The organism is uncultured Sphingomonas sp., from assembly GCF_913062585.1.
Taxonomy (GTDB): Bacteria; Pseudomonadota; Alphaproteobacteria; order Sphingomonadales; family Sphingomonadaceae; genus Sphingomonas.
In genome coordinates this window covers 99934-116107 of record NZ_CAJXWX010000002.1, presented here as the reverse complement: position 1 = coordinate 116107, position 16174 = coordinate 99934, and the positions used below count along the sequence as shown (strand labels likewise).

The window sequence follows — 16174 nt, the reverse complement described above, 5'->3', positions numbered from 1 at the left end:
GTCCCGCTATCGAGAGGGCGACACCCCTCCACCATCCTTCGGATGATCCCCCTCCCCTTACAGTGGAGGAATGGGAAGACTCTTCGTTCCCCGGCGAAGGCCGGGGCCCAGCTTCGATGTCGGGTAAGAAGGCGCGATACGTTGCGTGGGCGGCATCGCCACCCACTCGCTTTCGCCTTCTATGGGGCGCACGCCACTCCCCTGGCCGCACCGCAACTGGGCCCCGGCCTTCGCCGGGGTACGGGGGATATATTGGAGGTTAGCCCCCCAGCGCCTCGACCAGCGCCTTGACCTTTTGCTGGCGCCATTGCGGCAGCGGGGCGACCAGCCAATAGCCCATACGCGACGGCACGGCCTCGCCCGTGGCGACCACGCGCCCCTCGGCCAGGTCGCGCTCGGCCAGCAGTTGCGGCACCACCGCCCTACCCAGCCCCGCCGCGACCGCGTCGATGGCCAGCCCCGCATCGGTCACGCGGACAAGCGGCGTGCCGTCTTCCGGCGCGCCGGGCCAGGCGATCAGCGGTGCATCGGCAGGCCCGCCAGGAGCACCGATCGCGATCATCCCATCCGACTCGATCGCCTCGCCCTCCAGACCGCCGGGCCCATCACCCCAGCGGATGGCGAGGTCCAGATTGGCCTCGGTGAAGTCCAGCCCCTCGTCCGATGCGATCAGCGAGAAGCGCAGGTCGGGATCGCTGGCGGCGATCGCGGCCAGGCGCGGCATCAGCCACTTCTCGGTCACGTCGCGCGGGGCGGCGATGGTCAGTGACTTGGACGACTGGCCCGCCTGCATCGCGCGCACGGCGTCTTCGAATTGCAGAAAACCCGCACGGAGCGGCGCAAGCCCCGCCTCGGCTTCCGGGGTCAGCTCCAGCCCGCGCGTGGTCCTACGGAACAGGACGACGCCCAGCGTATCCTCCAGCGCGCGGATCTGCTGACCGACCGCCGCCGGAGTCACGGCCAGCTCGTCGGCGGCGCGGGTGAAGCTCAGATGGCGCGCGGCGGCGTCCAGCACGCGCAGGCCGTTCAGCGGCAGGTGCGTGCGCTTCACGATTCCACCGCCGGCGCGATCAGCGCGAAATGCGGGATGGCGGCGTCGAAGGTCACGCCGTCCGCGCCGACCATCCGGTAACTGCCCTGCATCGCGCCGCTGGTCGTCGCCAGCGGGCAGCCTGAGACATAGTCATAGGCCCCACCCGGCTGGATCACCGGCTGCTCGCCGACCACGCCCTCGCCCTCGACCGAATGGCGCGCGCCGCGCCCGTCGGTGATGATCCAGCGGCGGGTGAGCAGCTGCACCGGCTGCTCGCCGTCATTCTCGATACGGACATGATAGGCCCAGAACCAGCGCCCACGCTCGGGCTCCGACTGTTCGGGCAGATAGCTGACCGACACGCGGACCGTCACCGGCCCGGTGGTCAATGCGTGGGAGAAGAGCGCCTTCACAGACCCACGACGCGCAGCGCCTGGTCGAGATCGTCGATCAGGTCGTCTACGTCCTCCAGCCCGACATTGAGGCGCAGCATCCCCTCGCCGATGCCCATTTCCACCCGCTTGTCCTCGGCGACACCCGCATGGGTGGTCGATGCGGGATGGGTCATCAGCGAGCGCGAGTCGCCGATATTGTTCGAGATGTCGATCAGTTCCAGCGCGTCGAGCAGGCCGTGCGCCTGTTCGCGTCCGCCATCCAGTTCGAGCGCGAAGATGCTGCCGCCCGCCTTCATCTGGCGCATGGCGAGTTCATGCTGCGGGTGGCTGGGCAGCGCCGGGCACAGGACGCGGGGGACACGCCCCTCCAGGAAGGTCGCGACCTTCAGCGCCGATTCCGACTGGCGGTGGATACGCAGGTCGAGCGTCTCCAGCCCCTTCAGAACCACCCAGGCGTTGAACGCCGACAGGGTCGGGCCGGTGTTGCGGGTGAAGGGCAGCAGCGTGTTGGTGATGAAGTCCTCGGTCCCGCACACCGCGCCCGCCAGCACGCGCCCCTGCCCGTCCATCATCTTGGTGGCGGAATAGGCGGTCACGTCCGCGCCGAACTCCATCGGACGCTGGAGCGCGGGGGTGGCGAAGGCATTGTCGACGACCGTGGTGATCCCGCGCTCGCGCGCGATGTCGCAGATCGCCTGAAGATCGGCCACGTCCATGGTCGGGTTGGCGGGCGTCTCGAAGAAGAAGACCTTCGTTTCGGGGCGCACCGCGTCCAGGAACGCCTGCGGGTCGCGCGCATCGACGACGGTGGTGGCGATGCCGAACTTGGGCAGCAGCGTGTCGGTCAACCAGCGGCACGATCCGAACGCCGCGCGACCGCCGACCAGATGGTCGCCCGCCTGCAACTGGCAGAGCAGCACCGCGGTCATCGCCGCCATGCCCGACGCCATGGTCCGGCAGGCCTCGGCGCCTTCGAGCAGGGCGATGCGCTCTTCAAGCATCTGGACGGTCGGATTCTGGAGGCGGGAATAGGTCATCCCCTCCTGCTCGCCCGCGAACCGCGCCGCCGCATCGCCCGCCCGGTCGTAGCAATAGCCCGAGGTCAGGAAGAGCGCCTCCGACGTCTCGCCATATTCCGACCGCGCGGTGCCGCCGCGCACGGCCTGCGTCGCGGGGCGCCACTTGGTGGTGATCGAACGGTCCTGGCCAGTCTTGCGCTTCATGGCCGTCCATTTGCCGGTCCGGGGGGCGGGGTTCAAGGAATTTCGGACGGTCGGGGCCATGTGTCGCCGTTACCGAAGCGGAACGGAATTGCGGCGACCCCGGTTATTGCGACCGAAACGAACAGGGAGACTGACGATGAAGATCCGTATCGGCCTGCTGCTGGCCACCGCGCTGGTGTCGCTGTCGGCGTGCAACAGCAAGGGCACCGACAAGCTGGCCGACCGCGTGGAGGACGCCGCCGACAATCGCGCCGACAATATGGAAAGCCAGGCCGACATGCTGCGCAACGAGGCCAAGATGCTCGACAAGCGAGCCGAAAAGACCCGCGACTATGCCGAAGACCGCGCCGACGCGATCAAGGCGGCGGACATCAATGCCAGCGCGATGAGCCAGGAACAGCGCGACGCGATCGTCGCGAACCAAGCGGCGGCGGTTCGCTAAAAACACCAAATTCCTCCCCTGCAAGGGGAGGTGGCACGCGTAGCGTGACGGAGGGGTGTCGCCTTCTCGATAGCGGGACACCCCTCCACCAGCTTTGCTGGTCCCCCTCCCCTTTCAGGGGCAAGCCGCCGCTTACTGCGCCTCGCGGTGGTTCGTCACCTTGCCGTAGATCGGCTTGTCCACCGTGCTCAGCCGGTCGCTGGCATCCCCGGTCAGATCGAAGAACAGCACCCGGTTCGCCCCCGCCTTCAGCCAGGGCGCAGGCGTATAGAGCGTATGCACCGGCCCGATGCCCCAGAAACGACCCAGATTATGGTCGTTGAGCCACAACTGCCCCTTATGCGCGCCCCGCATGTCGAGATAGGTGTCGCCGGGCTTGGCGACCGTCATCTCCGCCTCATAGAAACAGGGACCGCTGCACGGCCTGGCCGAGAGCTTCAGGCCGGCCAGATTGTCCATCGGCAGGCGGAACATCTGCCAATCGCGCAAGGGCGCACCCGCCAGCGTCACCGCGCCGGTCAGACCGGTCTGCTCGGTGCGGATCGCGTGGGAATAGTTCACGCGGCCGGTATTCTCGACCAGGATGTTCAACACTCTCGGCTTGGCCCGGGCGGGCAGTTCGACCGTCTCCTGATCCAGCCGCCGGTCGAGCGTTCCGACGAGCGTCTTGTCGAGATAGACCTGGGCATAGCTGTGCATCCCCTTCAGCGTCAGCGGCCCCGCCGCGCCGGCGGGCACGGTGACGCGGTAGAGGACATAACCGTAATTCTGGTCGAGTTCCTCGAACGTCATCGGCTTTTCGGCCCGCACGGGCGTCGGCAGATTGTCCCAGAGCGAGGCGCTGCGCCGCACCGCCGACACCGGGAAGGTCGTCGCCACGGTCGGCGCGGGGGTGGGTGCTGCGGGCTTGCCGGTCACCTCGGCGATGGCGGCGGCGATCAGGCCGTATTTGTAGCGCGGATTGCCCGCCTCATCGATCGGCGCGTCATAGTCATAGCTGGTCGTGTCGGGGTGATAATCCTTGCCGGTGTGCGAATCCGCGCCGTTCATCCAGCCGAAGGTGGTGCCGCCATGCACCATGTAGAGCGAGATCGAATAGCCGCGCTTGAGCATATAGGCCATTTCCTCAGCCTCTTTTTTGCCGTCCGTCTCGTGATGCTCCTCGCCCCATTTGTCGAACCAGCCCGCCCAGTACTCGCCGACCATGCGCAAGCCGTCCGGGCGATAAGCCTCCAGCTTGGCGACCGCATTCTCGGCGCCGCCCGACCCGAAATTCACGACCGAGGGCAGATTGGGTAGCGACCCCTTGGCCAGGTCGCCCGCCTGGTTCGACGTGAACAAAATCCCGTCGCCCAGCCCGGCGCGCTTGTAGCTGGCCTCCAGCCCGCGCAGATAATCCTGGTCGCTGCCGAACGCGCCATATTCGTTTTCCAGCTGCACCGCGACGATCGGCCCGCCATTCTTCAGCAGCAGCGGCTTCACCTCCTGCCCCAGCCGCATCAGCCAGCGATCGACCGCGGCGGTATATTTCGGGTCGGTCGAGCGCAGGACGAGGCTGCGGTCCTTGAGCAGCCAGGACGGATAGCCGCCCAGTTCCCATTCGGCGCAGACATAGGGGCCGGGGCGCAGGATCACGTCCAGCCCCTCGGCCTGCGCATCGCGGATGAAGGCGACGATGTCGTTCTGACCGCTGAAGTCATAGACGCCCGGGCGCGGCTCATGCGCGTTCCAAAAGGCATAGGTGGTGATGGTGTTCAGCCCCATCGCCTTGGCCTTGCGCAACCGGTCGCGCCAATAGGCGCGCGGGATGCGGACATAATGCATCTCGCCCGAGATCACCTGATGCGGCTGGCCGTTGCGCAGGAAACCCTTGCCCTGCACCACGAAGCTGCGCGCCGGGCCGTCATTGGCGGTCGGCGCCGGCGCCTGAGCCTGCGCAGGATAGGGCGACAGCGCGCTTGCCGCCAATATGGCCAGAATCATCGGTCGGAACCGCTGGGTCACGTCACTCTCCCGTAGTGGACGGGCGGGGTTCCCAATGGACCAAAGCCCCCGCCTCGCTTCGACACCATGGGTGCCATGCGAGGGGGGCCCTCGTCAAATTGTCTGATAAATGAAAGTTACGCCTTTTCTCGAGCAGAAAGCGATGAGGTTCAGGCCGCCTTCCAAAGCGGTTGCACCGTGCCCGACGCGCGCGTGGCCAGGCGGAAGCGGCCGACCTGGCTGTTCATCGCGCTCGCCTCGCCCACCAGTTCGCGGGCGGCGGCGGTCGCCTCTTCGACCATCGCGGCATTTTGCTGGGTGACGGCATCCAGATCGCTGATCGCGGTCGTGATCTGGGCCGCGCTGCTCGCCTGTTGCTGAGATGCACTGGCGATCTCATCGATCAGCGAGGCCATTTCGCCGACCTGCCCCGCGATCCGCTGCAGCGTCGCCCCGGCGGCATCGACTTCCTGCACCCCGGCGCGGATCTGCGCATCGGACGCACCGATCCGGCTCTTCACGTCCTTGGCGGCATCGGCCGAACGCTGCGCCAGCGCGCGGACTTCGGAGGCGACGACCGCGAAGCCCTTGCCCGCATCGCCCGCCCGCGCCGCCTCGACGCCGGCATTGAGCGCAAGCAGGTTGGTCTGGAAGGCGATGCCGTCGATCACGCCGATGATCTCGGAGATTTCACTGGAGGTCCGCTCGATCCCGCCCATCGCGTCGATCGCGCGCTGCACGACCACGCCGCTTTGCGCGGCATTGCTCTGGGCCGAGGCGGCGACCTGCGCGGCCTTGGCACCATGGTGTGCCGATTCCTGGATCGCGGTCGTCACCTGCCGCATGGCCGCCGCCGTTTCCTCCAGCGACGCCGCCTGATGCTCAGTACGGCGCGACAGGTCGCCCGCCGCCTTGCCGATCTCCGAGGCGGCATTGTTCACCCGCTGCGACGACTCATGGATCGACTGGATCGAATCGCCCAGCATCTGTGCGGTTTCGTTGAAGTGCAGGCGCAGCGGCTCGTAATCTTCGCGGAACGGCGTCTCGATACGGTGGGTCAGATCGCCATTGGCCAGGCGCGAGAGGCCGTCGCCCAGCTGGTTCACCATCGCCATCGTCTCGCCCATCTCCTGGCACAGGATCAGTATGTCCTGCGGCGTCACGACATGGGCGGGAATCAGCGTGACGAGGAAGCGCTTCACCTGCCCCCGGCCATCCAGGTTCAACCATTCGAAACGGGCGTAACCGTCCTTCAGGGCCTGGTTCACCCGTTCTTCGACATGAATTTCGGTCGGTCGGCCATCCGCCTGGCAGGGGGCGGAAAAGGTCGCGGGATTCTGACCGATCACATCGCTCACGGGACGTTCATAGATCCGCTCGGCGGCGGCATTGGCCGCGACGAAAAGCCCATTCGACAACAGCATCATTGCATCAGGCGAATGCTCGAAGACCGCCCTCGCCAGCCGATCCTTCAGACTCGCTTCCTTCTTGCCCAGCCAACCCATAGCGCCGTTCGTTCCCCTGTTGCGGCCGTATTGCCCCCAATCGGCCAATGGAATTCGCTCCGGGAAAAGCGACATAAGGACAGACTCTAAAGGATCGGTTAGGGATATTTTGTAATAGAGGCACTTACCGAAAAAGCATTTGTGCCGGTCTGCCCGGCCCGCCATGACCCCGGTCATGCGTCGCCTGCTTGCTCCGCTCCATCGTCCGGTCCCGGCCCTGCTCGCCCTGCTGGTCGCCGCGCAGGCGCTGTTCTGCTGGCGGCTGACCACGCCGCACATGCTGGTGTTCGACGAGATCCATTATGTCCCCGCCGCGCGCACGCTGCTGGCGCTGGAGGGGCCGGTGAATATCGAGCATCCGCTGCTCGGCAAGGCGCTGATCGCGCTGGGCATCCTGCTCTTCGGCGACGGGCCGCTCGGCTGGCGGGCGCTGTCGACCTTGGCCGGGACCGCGATCGTCGGCGGGGTGTTCGGCATCGTCTGGCTGATGACCAGGCGGACGCGGGCGGCGGCGATCGCGGGTGGGCTGACGCTGGTCGACTTCATGGTGTTGGTCCAGGCGCGGATCGCGATGCTCGACGGGTTCATGGCGGCCTTTGTCGTGCTGGCGGTCGCGACCATGGGCTGGGCGATGCGGGGCAGCCCGGCGCAGAGCCGGTGGCGCTGGACGCTGGGTGCGGTGCTGCTGGGGCTGGCGATCGGGGTGAAATGGGCGGCGGTGCCCTATCTCGGCTATGCCGCGATCGGCTTCGTACTGATGAAGCGCGGCGATTCGACGCGCTGGCCGGGCCTGCGCTGGTGGTCGGCCTGGGGTCTGCTCGGGCTGGCGGCGGGGTCGGCCTATCTCGCCACCTTCGCGCCCGCCTTCTTCTATGCCCGCGAGCCGATGACGCTGGCGAACCTCCTGCCCTTTCAGCTGGAGATGTATGCGCGCCAGACACAGGTGCTGCCGCCGCATCATTATCAGTCCAGCTGGTGGAGCTGGCCGGTCATCGGGCGGCCGATCTGGTATTTCTATCAGGTGGCGGACGGGGCGCAGCGGGGCATCTTCCTGCTCGGCAATCCGGCGGTGATGTGGGGCGGACTGGTCGCGGTGGCGGTGTGCGCGCTCGGCTGGCTGCGGACGCGCGAGGTGCGGCTGGGCTTTGCGGCCGCGCTCTGGATCGGCGGCTTCGCGGTGTGGGCGATCATCCCCAAGTCGCTGGGCTTCTATTATTATTACTTCCTGCCCGCCATCTGGCTGTCGGTGGCGCTGGCGGTGGCGATCGACCGGTGGCGGGCGTGGCTGCGCGACTGGGACGAGGCCTATCTGGTCGCGGCCGTCTGTCTGTTCTTCTATTTCTACCCGATCCTGACCGCCGGGGCCTTGGCGGGACCGAGGTCCTTCCTTCGGTGGACGTGGTTTACCGATTGGCGGTGAGGGTTTCCCTTGGGCTTCGACTTCGCTCAGCCCGAACGGGGGTTGGGTTCGATCCCCTCGCTCCGTTCCGCCTGAGCGAAGTCGAAGGCCACGCCCAACGCCTCGATCAATACCGCCCCCAGACGAACCGCGACGACAGCGCATAATTCCACACCGCGCCTACCAGCACGCCGATCAGCGCCGACACCGCCCATTCATTGGCCCGCGCATCGTGCAGGAAGGCCGCGACGCCGACATTGGCGATCGCCCCCACCGCGCAGACCAGGCAGAAGGACACCCAACCGTCGAGCAGCGGCTTGAACCCGCGCAAGCGCCGGTCGCGATAGGTCAGCGCATTGTTCAGGAAGAAGTTGAACGTCATCGCCGCCGCCACCGCGACGATCTGGCTAGCGAGGAAGGTGGCGCCCAGAGCCACGAAGAACAGGCTGATCACCGCCATATGCACGCCCACGCCCAGCACGCCGATCGCCGAGAACATGGCGAAACGCACCGGCACCACCTTGCCGAAGCGGCGGTCGTACAGCGCGATCAGATATTCCATCGCCACGACATGATCGAGCTTAGACTCACCCTCGGTCCGCACGCGGAACACATAGGGCATTTCGGCGGCACGCAGCGGACGCGGCGAGGCGCTCATGATGTCGAGCAGGATCTTGAAGCCGATGCCCGACAGATGCGGCACCGTCCCGCGCGCCACCGCCGTGCGGACCATGAAGAAGCCGCTCATCGGGTCGGACAGGTTCACATTCAGCACCCGCTGCGACAGCTTCGTCGCAAAGGCCGACTTGGCGACCCGGTCGCGGTCCCAGTCGCCAGTGCCGCCGCCATCGACGAAGCGCGAGCCGACGACCAGGTCGAGGTCGCTTTCCGCCTGCAACCGGTCGAGCATCTTCGGCAGCAGCGTCTCATCATGCTGCAGATCGCCGTCGATCACCGCCACCATCGGCGCGGCGGTGGCACACATCCCCTCGATACAGGCCGAGGACAGCCCGCGCCGCCCGATCCGCTGGATCACCCGGACGCGGGGATCGACCTTGCCCAGCTCGCGCGCGGCATCGGCGGTGCCGTCGGGGCTGTTGTCGTCGACGAAGATCGCCTCCCACCGCCGCCCGGCCAGCGCCTGGTCGAGCTTGGCGATGAGCACGGGCACATTCGCGCGCTCGTTGAAGGTCGGGATCACGACCGCGAGTTCGAGGAGCGCGCTCACGGGCGTCAGAGCCGCTCGAGGATCGCGTCGGCCATGGCGCGGGTCGACAGGCTGCCGCCCAGATCGCCGGTCCGCGCGCCGTCCCGGATCGCGCCCGCCACCGCCGCGTCGATCCGGTCGGCCGCCTCTGCCATGCCCAGCGAGTGGCGCAGCATCATCGCCGAGGACAGGATCGCCGCACATGGATTGGCCTTGCCCTGCCCGGCAATGTCCGGCGCCGAGCCATGGATCGGCTCGTACAGCCCCTTGCCCGTCGCCCCCAGTGCGGCAGAGGGCAGCATCCCGATCGAGCCCGCGCACATTGACGCCTGATCCGAGAGAATATCGCCGAACAGATTGCCGGTCAGGATCACGTCGAACTGGCCCGGATCGCGCACCAGCTGCATCGCGCAATTGTCGACATACATGTGTTCGAGGGCAACGTCCGGATAGTCCTTCGCCACCTCGATCACCACGTCGCGCCAAAGCTGCGAGGTTTCCAGCACATTGGCCTTGTCCACCGACAACAGGCGGCGGCGGCGGCGCATCGCGGTCTCGAAGCCGACCCGGGCGATCCGCGCCACTTCCTCTTCGTCATAGCGCATCAGGTCATGGCCTTCGCGCAAGCCAGCCTCGGTGGTGCCGCGCTCCTTGGCGCCGAAATAGACGTCGCCGGTCAGCTCGCGAACGATCACCATGTCGATGCGGCGCGCGATATCGGGGCGCAGCGAGCTGGCGTCCTCCAGCCCCTCGAACAGCCGCGCGGGGCGTAGATTGGCGAACAGCCCGAATGCCTTGCGCAGGCCCAGGATCGCCTGTTCGGGCCGATGCGCACGCTCCAGCGCGTCAAAGCGCGGATCGCCCACCGCGCCGAACAGCAGCGCATCGGCGCGCTCCGCCACCGCCAGCGTCTCGGGCGGCAACGGATGGCCCGCGGCTTCGTAGGCCGCCCCGCCGACCTTGGCCTCCTCGAAGGTCAGGCCCAGGTCCAGCGCCTCCAGCACGCGCCGCGCTTCCGCCGTCACTTCCGGGCCGATGCCGTCACCGGCGAGGATCGCGATCAATGCCATGGCTGGCCCCTTCTTACCTATGTTCGGAGCGCCCTTTGCCTTAGCGGGCGGGCATCACGCAACCGCCCTTTTGAAACGATCGAACAGCCGCGCCCGCGCCGGCATCGGATCATGGCGCAGACCGACCAGAATATCGCGGGCCAGGAAATGCGCCGTGATCCGCCCCGCGGCGAAAATCTCCGGCCAATCCCCTACCCCGCCCTCGCGCAGAAAGGCGGGCAGCGGAAACAGCCGCGCCTCATAGCCGAACGCCGCTCCCACCGACACCGCCGCCCCGCTCTTGGGGCTGACAAAGGCGAGGTCGTCCGTCCCGCCGGTCACGGTACACCGCTCCAGATCGAGCCCGAACCCTAACTGCCCCAGCAGCAGCAGCTCATAGCGCACCAACGCCCCCGCCCAGCCGCGCGCCGACGGCGCCGACTCGATCGCGGTCAGCACCGCGTCGAGCGCATCGTACAGGACCGGATAAGGCTGTTCCTCCGGCAGCGTCGCGGCGGTCAGCGCGCACAGCCACTCGATCCCGGCGGCGGCCAGCGGCTCGCCGTGGAGCCCCGCGCGACTATGCCCCGGCTCGACGGTCAGCGCGGCCAGTTGCTCGACCGTCCGCGCCCGCCACTCGCCGATGATCCCGTTCCCCGGTTGCAGCACCGGCCTGAGCGCCCGCGACCTACCGCCGCGCACATAACCGGGCTGCACGCCATCCTCGCGGGTCAAAGCCCGCACGATCGCCCCATGCTCGCCATGCGGCCGGACCGACAGGATGATGGCGGGGGCGACCCGGTGCATGGGTTCCGATGTAGGGGGGAATGGGGCGGGAGGCTATGTGTGGGGGGAGTGCACAAACGTACCGGCTGCCATCATGACCAACGAGCTGGACGTTGCTCCTTTTTGGAAGCGATGGCGAAATGGGAGCAGGAGCGCACAAGGGCATCGCGTGTGTGCATAGCCATAGGCCGTAATCGACTCACGGCAGTGCCATCCTGTAGAACTTTCGATCGACTTCCATCACAGGGAAATCAGCCGGAAGCGTGGATCGGGCGACCTCCTCAAAACCGTTCTTCTCATAGAATCTATGCGCCGCTAAAAACGCTTCCGTCGTGCCGAGATAAATATCGACAACGCCTTGTCTTCTTGCGTGCCGGGTAAGTGTATCGAGAAGCTTGGCGCCTAGACCATGCGCGCTTCCCCTGAATGGCGAGGCGACGAACATCTTTCGCAGAGCGGCTCGGCGGCTTCCAAGTTCCTTGAGGGCAATCGTGCCGACGATCCGCCCCACGTCTTCCGCGACCCAAAAGCCACCGGCACCCTTTTGGTAGAACGATGGTATGTCGGACAGATCAGGCTGGTCTTCCCGCTCTATCGCAATGCCGAACTCCTGTTGCTGAATCGGCAATATGAGTTCGACGACGCCGGATACGTCCGTTGGATGAAAGGGGCGGATCACAGGAGAAGCCATGCTGAAGGATTGCGCACGCGCGAGTGTAAGGCAACGGGCACCTCACGGCCTGTTCCCACAACCGCCTCGCTAAACGAGGAAAGTGAAAGGCCTGCGACGCTCAACCAGGGGTTCGGAGGCTATCTCCCCTTACCGGCTATGGTAAAAGTCGTACACCTGCTGCGCCACCGCTTGGCTCACCCCCGGCGCCTTCTGCAGATCCTCCAGGCTCGCATTTCTTACCGCCCGGCCCGTGCCGAAGTGCATCAGCAGCGCCTTCTTCCGCGCCGGGCCGATGCCGGGCACTTCGTCCAGCGGGCTCGCGCCCATCGCCTTGGCGCGCTTGTCGCGGTGCGCCCCGATCACGAAGCGGTGGACCTCGTCGCGTAGCCGCTGGAGGTAGAACAATAGCGGCGCATTGACCGGCAGCATCCGCTCGCTGCCGTCCATCATGTGGAAGACCTCGCGCCCCTCGCGGCCATGATGCGGGCCCTTGGCGACGCCGACCAGGCAGACATCCTCGATGCCCAGATCCTCCAGCACCGCCTTGGCGGCATTGAGCTGGCCGCGCCCGCCGTCGATCAGCACCAGGTCGGGCCAGGTCGCGTCGTCGCGGTCGGGGTTTTCCTCCAACTGGCGCGCGAAGCGGCGGCGGAAGACTTCGCGCATCATGCCGAAATCGTCGTTGGTCGCCGCCTCGTTCCCCTTGATGTTGAACTTGCGATACTGGCCCTTCTGGAACCCCTCCGGCCCCGCCACGACCATCGCGCCCAGCGCATTGGTGCCCTGGATATGGCTGTTGTCATAGACCTCGATCCGCTGCGGCGGTTCGGACAGGTCGAAGAAATCGGCGACTTCGCGCAACAGCTTGGCTTGGGTGGTCGACTCGGCCAGCCGCCGGTCGAGCGCCTCGACCGCGTTGCGCTTGGCCTGATCGAGCAGGCGGCGGCGGTCGCCCCGCTGCGGCACGGCGAGCTGCACCTTATACCCGGCCCGCTCGCCCAGCGCCTCGGTCAGCAATTCGCCCTCGGGCAATTCGCGATCGAGCAGGATCGTCTTGGCGGGCGGCACTTCCTCATAAAATTGGCTGAGGAAGCTGGTCAGCACCTCCTCCTCGGGCACATCGGTGGTGTGCGCGGGGAAGAAGCTGCGATGCCCCCAATTCTGGCCGCCGCGGATGAAGAAGGCCTGGATGCCCATCACCCCCTCGCGATTGGCCAGCGCGAAGATGTCGGCGTCGCCCACCCCTTCGGCGTTGATCGCCTGAGTCCCCTGGATGAAGGTCAACGCCTTCAGCCGGTCGCGCAGGATCGCCGCCAGCTCGAAGTCCATCGCCTCGGCGGCGTCCTGCATCTGCTTGCCGAGCTTGGCCTGGACCTGGGTCGACTTGCCGCCGAGGAAGTTCTTCGCGTCGGCGACCAGCTCGGCATAGGCCGCCTCGTCGATCCGGCCGACACAGGGGGCCGAGCAGCGCTTGATCTGGTAGAGCAGGCACGGCCGGTCGCGCCCCTTGAAGAAGCTGTCGGTGCACGACCGGAGCAGGAACAGCTTTTGCAGCGCGTTCAGCGTGTTGTTGACGCTGCCCGCGCTGGCGAAGGGGCCGTAATAATTGCCGACCGCCCGCCGCGCGCCGCGATGCTTCTGGATGCGCGGGAAGTCATGGTCGTTGCGCAGCAGGATGAAGGGAAAGCTCTTGTCGTCGCGGAGCAGGACGTTGAAGGCGGGACGATAGCGCTTGATGAGTTGCGCCTCGAGCAGCAGCGCCTCGGCCTCGTTATTGGTCGTAACGATCGTCATCGACCGGGTCTGCGCCACCATGCGTTGCAGGCGCTTCGGGAGTCGCTCGACCTGGGTGTAATTGGCGACGCGGTTCTTCAGCGCGCGCGCCTTGCCGATATACAGGACGTCGCCGCGCGCATCCTGCATTCGGTAGACGCCCGGCCGCAGCGGCAAGGTCGCCAGCACGTTGCGGATTGCCGCCACCCCCGCATTCAGATCGGGCGAGTCGGCGCCGCGCAGGGTGAAGGTGGATTTCTCTTCGTTGAAGCGGTCGACGGGAGGCTCGGACATTGGTGCCGATTTAGGGGCGCGGCGGACGGATCGCTACCCTGTGAGAGGGCTTGGTTCACGCGAAGCCGCGAAGACACGAAGGTTTTTTCGGGTTCGCGCCGAGTGCGATCGTCCGACTCTTCCTCCCCTGCAAGGGGAGGGGGACCAGCGAAGCTGGTGGAGGGGTGTCCCTGCTGATGGCGACACCCCTCCGTCAGTCCTGCGGACTGCCACCGCCCCTTGCAGGGGAGGAATAGGGTTCAGCCCTGCGCGAAGAGCTTGGTGCCCATCACGCCGATCACGGTCAGGACCATGAAGCCCGCCTGGATCGGCGCGATCTTGTCGCCGAACACGATGGCCCCGCCGATCACCACCCCGATCGCGCCCAGGCCCGTCCACACCGCATAAGCGGTGCCCGCAGGAAGCCCGCGCATGGCGAGCGCCAGCAGGCCCATATTCACGAAGCTGAGCAGGATCGGCACGCTCGACGCCTGCCAGGTGGCGAGCGTCGCCGCCCATTTCAGGCTGAGCGCCCAGCAAATCTCGGTAATCACGGCAATGCCCAATATGACCCATGCCATCGGAGCGTCTCCTTGGTCACGGGCTCGGCACTATGGGCATCGTCGTCGGAAACCCGGAAGAGACGGCGATGCGGGCCCGTCGGTGCGGGCTATGGGTTTGGGGACATTGCCCCTCCACGACCGGGCGTTGCCCGGCGGGGCCCCTCCCCAAGCACAGCTTGGGGAGGAAGGGGTCATTCCCACCCCCGTTCGGGCTGAGCGGAGTCGAAGCCCATGCCCTGCCCTTTCCTGGCGGGCGGGGAGAGGGATTCCCTTGGGCTTCGACTTCGCTCAGCCTGAACGGAGTTGGTGGTCATTCGGCCGCCAGAAACGGCCGAACCGCGCCTCGGTCGCCCGAAGCGCGGTCCTGTCTTTGGCCCGAAAGCCGATCAGTTCGGGCGGCCAAGCCCCGCGATGCTGCGGTCGATCATCGCACGGTCCGCATCGGCCGAGTGATGCTCGGCGATCAGCAGACCGGCGGCCTTGGCAGCAGCCTCGGCGGCACGGGCGCGGACTTCGGCGATCGCGGTACGCTCGGCGGCGGCGATCTTGTCCTCGGCCATCTTGGCGCGACGCTCCATCAGCGCCTCGGCATCGGCCTTGGCCTTGCTGAGCAGCTGACCCGCTTCATGCTGGGCCTGGGCGCGCATCGCCTCGGCATCGGCATGGGCGGCCTTGGCCTTGGCCTCATATTCGGCCTTCAGTGCTTCGGCTTCCTGACGCAGCTTGTTCGCTTCGTCGAGCTGGGCGCGGATTCCGGCGATCTTCTGGTCGAGCGAACGACCGATCATCGACGGCACCTTCTTGACCAGCATCCCGATCAGCACGACCAGAGCGGCGAGCGCCACCCAGCCGGTCGAATCGAAACCCAGCGCGGTCGGGCTGGCGGCATGTTCGGCCTCGGCGGGCACGACCGTGTTGCCGGTCAGGCCCCCATTCAAGCCATCGCCCTCGCGGATCGGCTTCTGGGTCATGCCCTCGGCCGATGCGGCATCGGCCAGGTTCTGCGCGACCTGCGCATCGCCGTTGACCAGCGCGCCGGTTGCGGAATGATTAGCCATGCGCGCTCACCTTTCGCACCGCGTCGGCCGCCGCATCCTCGCCCACCTGGACGCCGGACAGCTTGGCGACGAGATCGCGCGCGGCCTCGGCCGCCACGGTCTGAAGATTGGCCATCGCCTCGGCCTTGGCATTGGCGATCGCCAGGTCGTGATGACCCAGACGCTCGGCCAGGTCGGCATCGGCCGCCTTGACCTGCGCCTCGAAGGCATGGGTGGCCCGCGCCTTGGCCGCATTGGTCTCGGCCATCGCGGCGACGCGCGCGGCGTCCATCTCGGCCCGCCATGCCGCCTCGACCCGGTCGGCCTCGGCACGCGCGGCCTCGGCCGCCGCCAGATCGCCGGCGATACGGGCTTCGCGAGCGTCGACGGTCGCCTGAATCTTGGGCACCATCCCACGACCGACCACGAAATACAGCAGGCCGAAGGTGATCAGGAGCCAGAAGATCTGCGACGCATAGGTCGCACTGATCTGTGCTATCTGGGGCATGGAGTCCTCGTTGCCATATCAACCGGGCAACACGGGGCCGCCCGGCCGATCCGAATGATTAGGCGACGAACACCAGGATGATCATCGTCACGAAGGCGAGCAGGCCCAGAAGCTCGGCACCGGCGAAACCGATGAAGAGGCGGCCCTGCTGGCTGTCCGCCGCACCCGGATTGCGCAGCGCGCCTTCGAGGAACTTGGCGAACACGTTGCCCACGCCGAGCGAGGCGATGCCCATGCCGATAGCGGCCAGACCGGCACCGATCAGCTTCGCGGCTTCTGCGTCCATTTCAATCACTCCAGTTCAAAAAGGGTCGTTTGGGTATTC

At 66.8% G+C, this 16174-nt stretch carries 16 protein-coding genes; 2 read left to right on the top strand and 14 right to left on the bottom strand.

What is annotated here, in order from left to right:
- Positions 1-259: 259 nt before the first annotated feature.
- From QZ546_RS02300 to QZ546_RS02290, 3 genes are read right to left on the bottom strand one after another with little or no spacing between them, the layout of a single operon-like run.
- Positions 260-1051, bottom strand: coding sequence for a LysR family transcriptional regulator (locus QZ546_RS02300; protein ID WP_294234084.1), 792 nt, complete (start codon positions 1049-1051; stop codon positions 260-262).
- Positions 1048-1446, bottom strand: coding sequence for a Co2+/Mg2+ efflux protein ApaG (apaG, locus tag QZ546_RS02295; RefSeq protein WP_294234081.1), 399 nt, complete (start codon positions 1444-1446; stop codon positions 1048-1050). Before apaG ends, QZ546_RS02300 begins: the two co-directional genes overlap by 4 nt.
- Positions 1443-2651 (bottom strand): aminotransferase class I/II-fold pyridoxal phosphate-dependent enzyme, encoded by a 1209-nt coding sequence (locus QZ546_RS02290; RefSeq protein ID WP_294234078.1) that lies wholly within the window; start codon positions 2649-2651, stop codon positions 1443-1445. Before QZ546_RS02290 ends, apaG begins: the two co-directional genes overlap by 4 nt.
- Positions 2652-2787: 136 nt before the next feature.
- On the opposite strand from QZ546_RS02290, the gene QZ546_RS02285 reads away from it, so the two are divergent.
- Positions 2788-3093, top strand: a complete 306-nt coding sequence (locus QZ546_RS02285) for a hypothetical protein (protein ID WP_294234075.1) — start codon at positions 2788-2790, stop codon at positions 3091-3093.
- 132 nt (positions 3094-3225) lie between these two features.
- Here QZ546_RS02285 and QZ546_RS02280 read toward each other — a convergent pair whose 3' ends face one another.
- Both QZ546_RS02280 and QZ546_RS02275 read right to left on the bottom strand, forming a co-directional pair.
- Positions 3226-5097 carry a beta-galactosidase family protein gene (locus QZ546_RS02280; RefSeq protein ID WP_294234071.1) on the bottom strand — a complete coding sequence of 624 codons (1872 nt, stop codon included), beginning with the start codon at positions 5095-5097 and terminating at the stop codon, positions 3226-3228.
- 149 nt (positions 5098-5246) lie between these two features.
- Entirely contained in the window at positions 5247-6581 is a 1335-nt protein-coding gene (locus tag QZ546_RS02275; protein WP_294234069.1) for a methyl-accepting chemotaxis protein, read from the bottom strand.
- Positions 6582-6756: 175 nt separating this feature from the next.
- Here QZ546_RS02275 and QZ546_RS02270 point away from each other — a divergent pair, with 175 nt between their 5' ends.
- Complete coding sequence (locus QZ546_RS02270) at positions 6757-8001, top strand: phospholipid carrier-dependent glycosyltransferase (RefSeq protein WP_294234066.1); 1245 nt, start codon at positions 6757-6759, stop codon at positions 7999-8001.
- Positions 8002-8107: 106 nt separating this feature from the next.
- On the opposite strand, the gene QZ546_RS02265 is transcribed toward QZ546_RS02270, so the two are convergent.
- The 9 genes from QZ546_RS02265 to QZ546_RS02225 form a co-directional block, all read right to left on the bottom strand.
- Positions 8108-9208, bottom strand: a complete 1101-nt coding sequence (locus QZ546_RS02265; RefSeq protein WP_294234063.1) for a glycosyltransferase family 2 protein — start codon at positions 9206-9208, stop codon at positions 8108-8110.
- A gap of 5 nt (positions 9209-9213) precedes the next feature.
- Entirely contained in the window at positions 9214-10257 is a 1044-nt protein-coding gene (gene leuB, locus QZ546_RS02260; protein ID WP_294234060.1) for a 3-isopropylmalate dehydrogenase, read from the bottom strand.
- 54 nt (positions 10258-10311) lie between these two features.
- A complete protein-coding gene (gene recO, locus QZ546_RS02255) occupies positions 10312-11043 on the bottom strand; it encodes a DNA repair protein RecO (RefSeq protein WP_294234058.1) in 732 nt (243 codons plus the stop codon).
- Between the two features lie 178 nt (positions 11044-11221).
- On the bottom strand, positions 11222-11713 hold the full coding sequence (locus QZ546_RS02250) for a GNAT family N-acetyltransferase (protein WP_294234055.1): 492 nt from the start codon (positions 11711-11713) through the stop codon (positions 11222-11224).
- A gap of 129 nt (positions 11714-11842) precedes the next feature.
- Entirely contained in the window at positions 11843-13762 is a 1920-nt protein-coding gene (gene uvrC, locus QZ546_RS02245) for an excinuclease ABC subunit UvrC (RefSeq protein ID WP_294234053.1), read from the bottom strand.
- Positions 13763-14001: 239 nt separating this feature from the next.
- Positions 14002-14322, bottom strand: a complete 321-nt coding sequence (locus QZ546_RS02240; RefSeq protein ID WP_294234050.1) for an SMR family transporter — start codon at positions 14320-14322, stop codon at positions 14002-14004.
- 368 nt (positions 14323-14690) lie between these two features.
- On the bottom strand, positions 14691-15362 hold the full coding sequence (locus tag QZ546_RS02235) for a hypothetical protein (protein ID WP_294234047.1): 672 nt from the start codon (positions 15360-15362) through the stop codon (positions 14691-14693).
- Entirely contained in the window at positions 15355-15849 is a 495-nt protein-coding gene (locus QZ546_RS02230; RefSeq protein WP_294234044.1) for an ATPase, read from the bottom strand. Before QZ546_RS02230 ends, QZ546_RS02235 begins: the two co-directional genes overlap by 8 nt.
- A gap of 58 nt (positions 15850-15907) precedes the next feature.
- Positions 15908-16135 (bottom strand): F0F1 ATP synthase subunit C, encoded by a 228-nt coding sequence (locus tag QZ546_RS02225; protein WP_007406947.1) that lies wholly within the window; start codon positions 16133-16135, stop codon positions 15908-15910.
- Positions 16136-16174 lie beyond the last annotated feature (39 nt).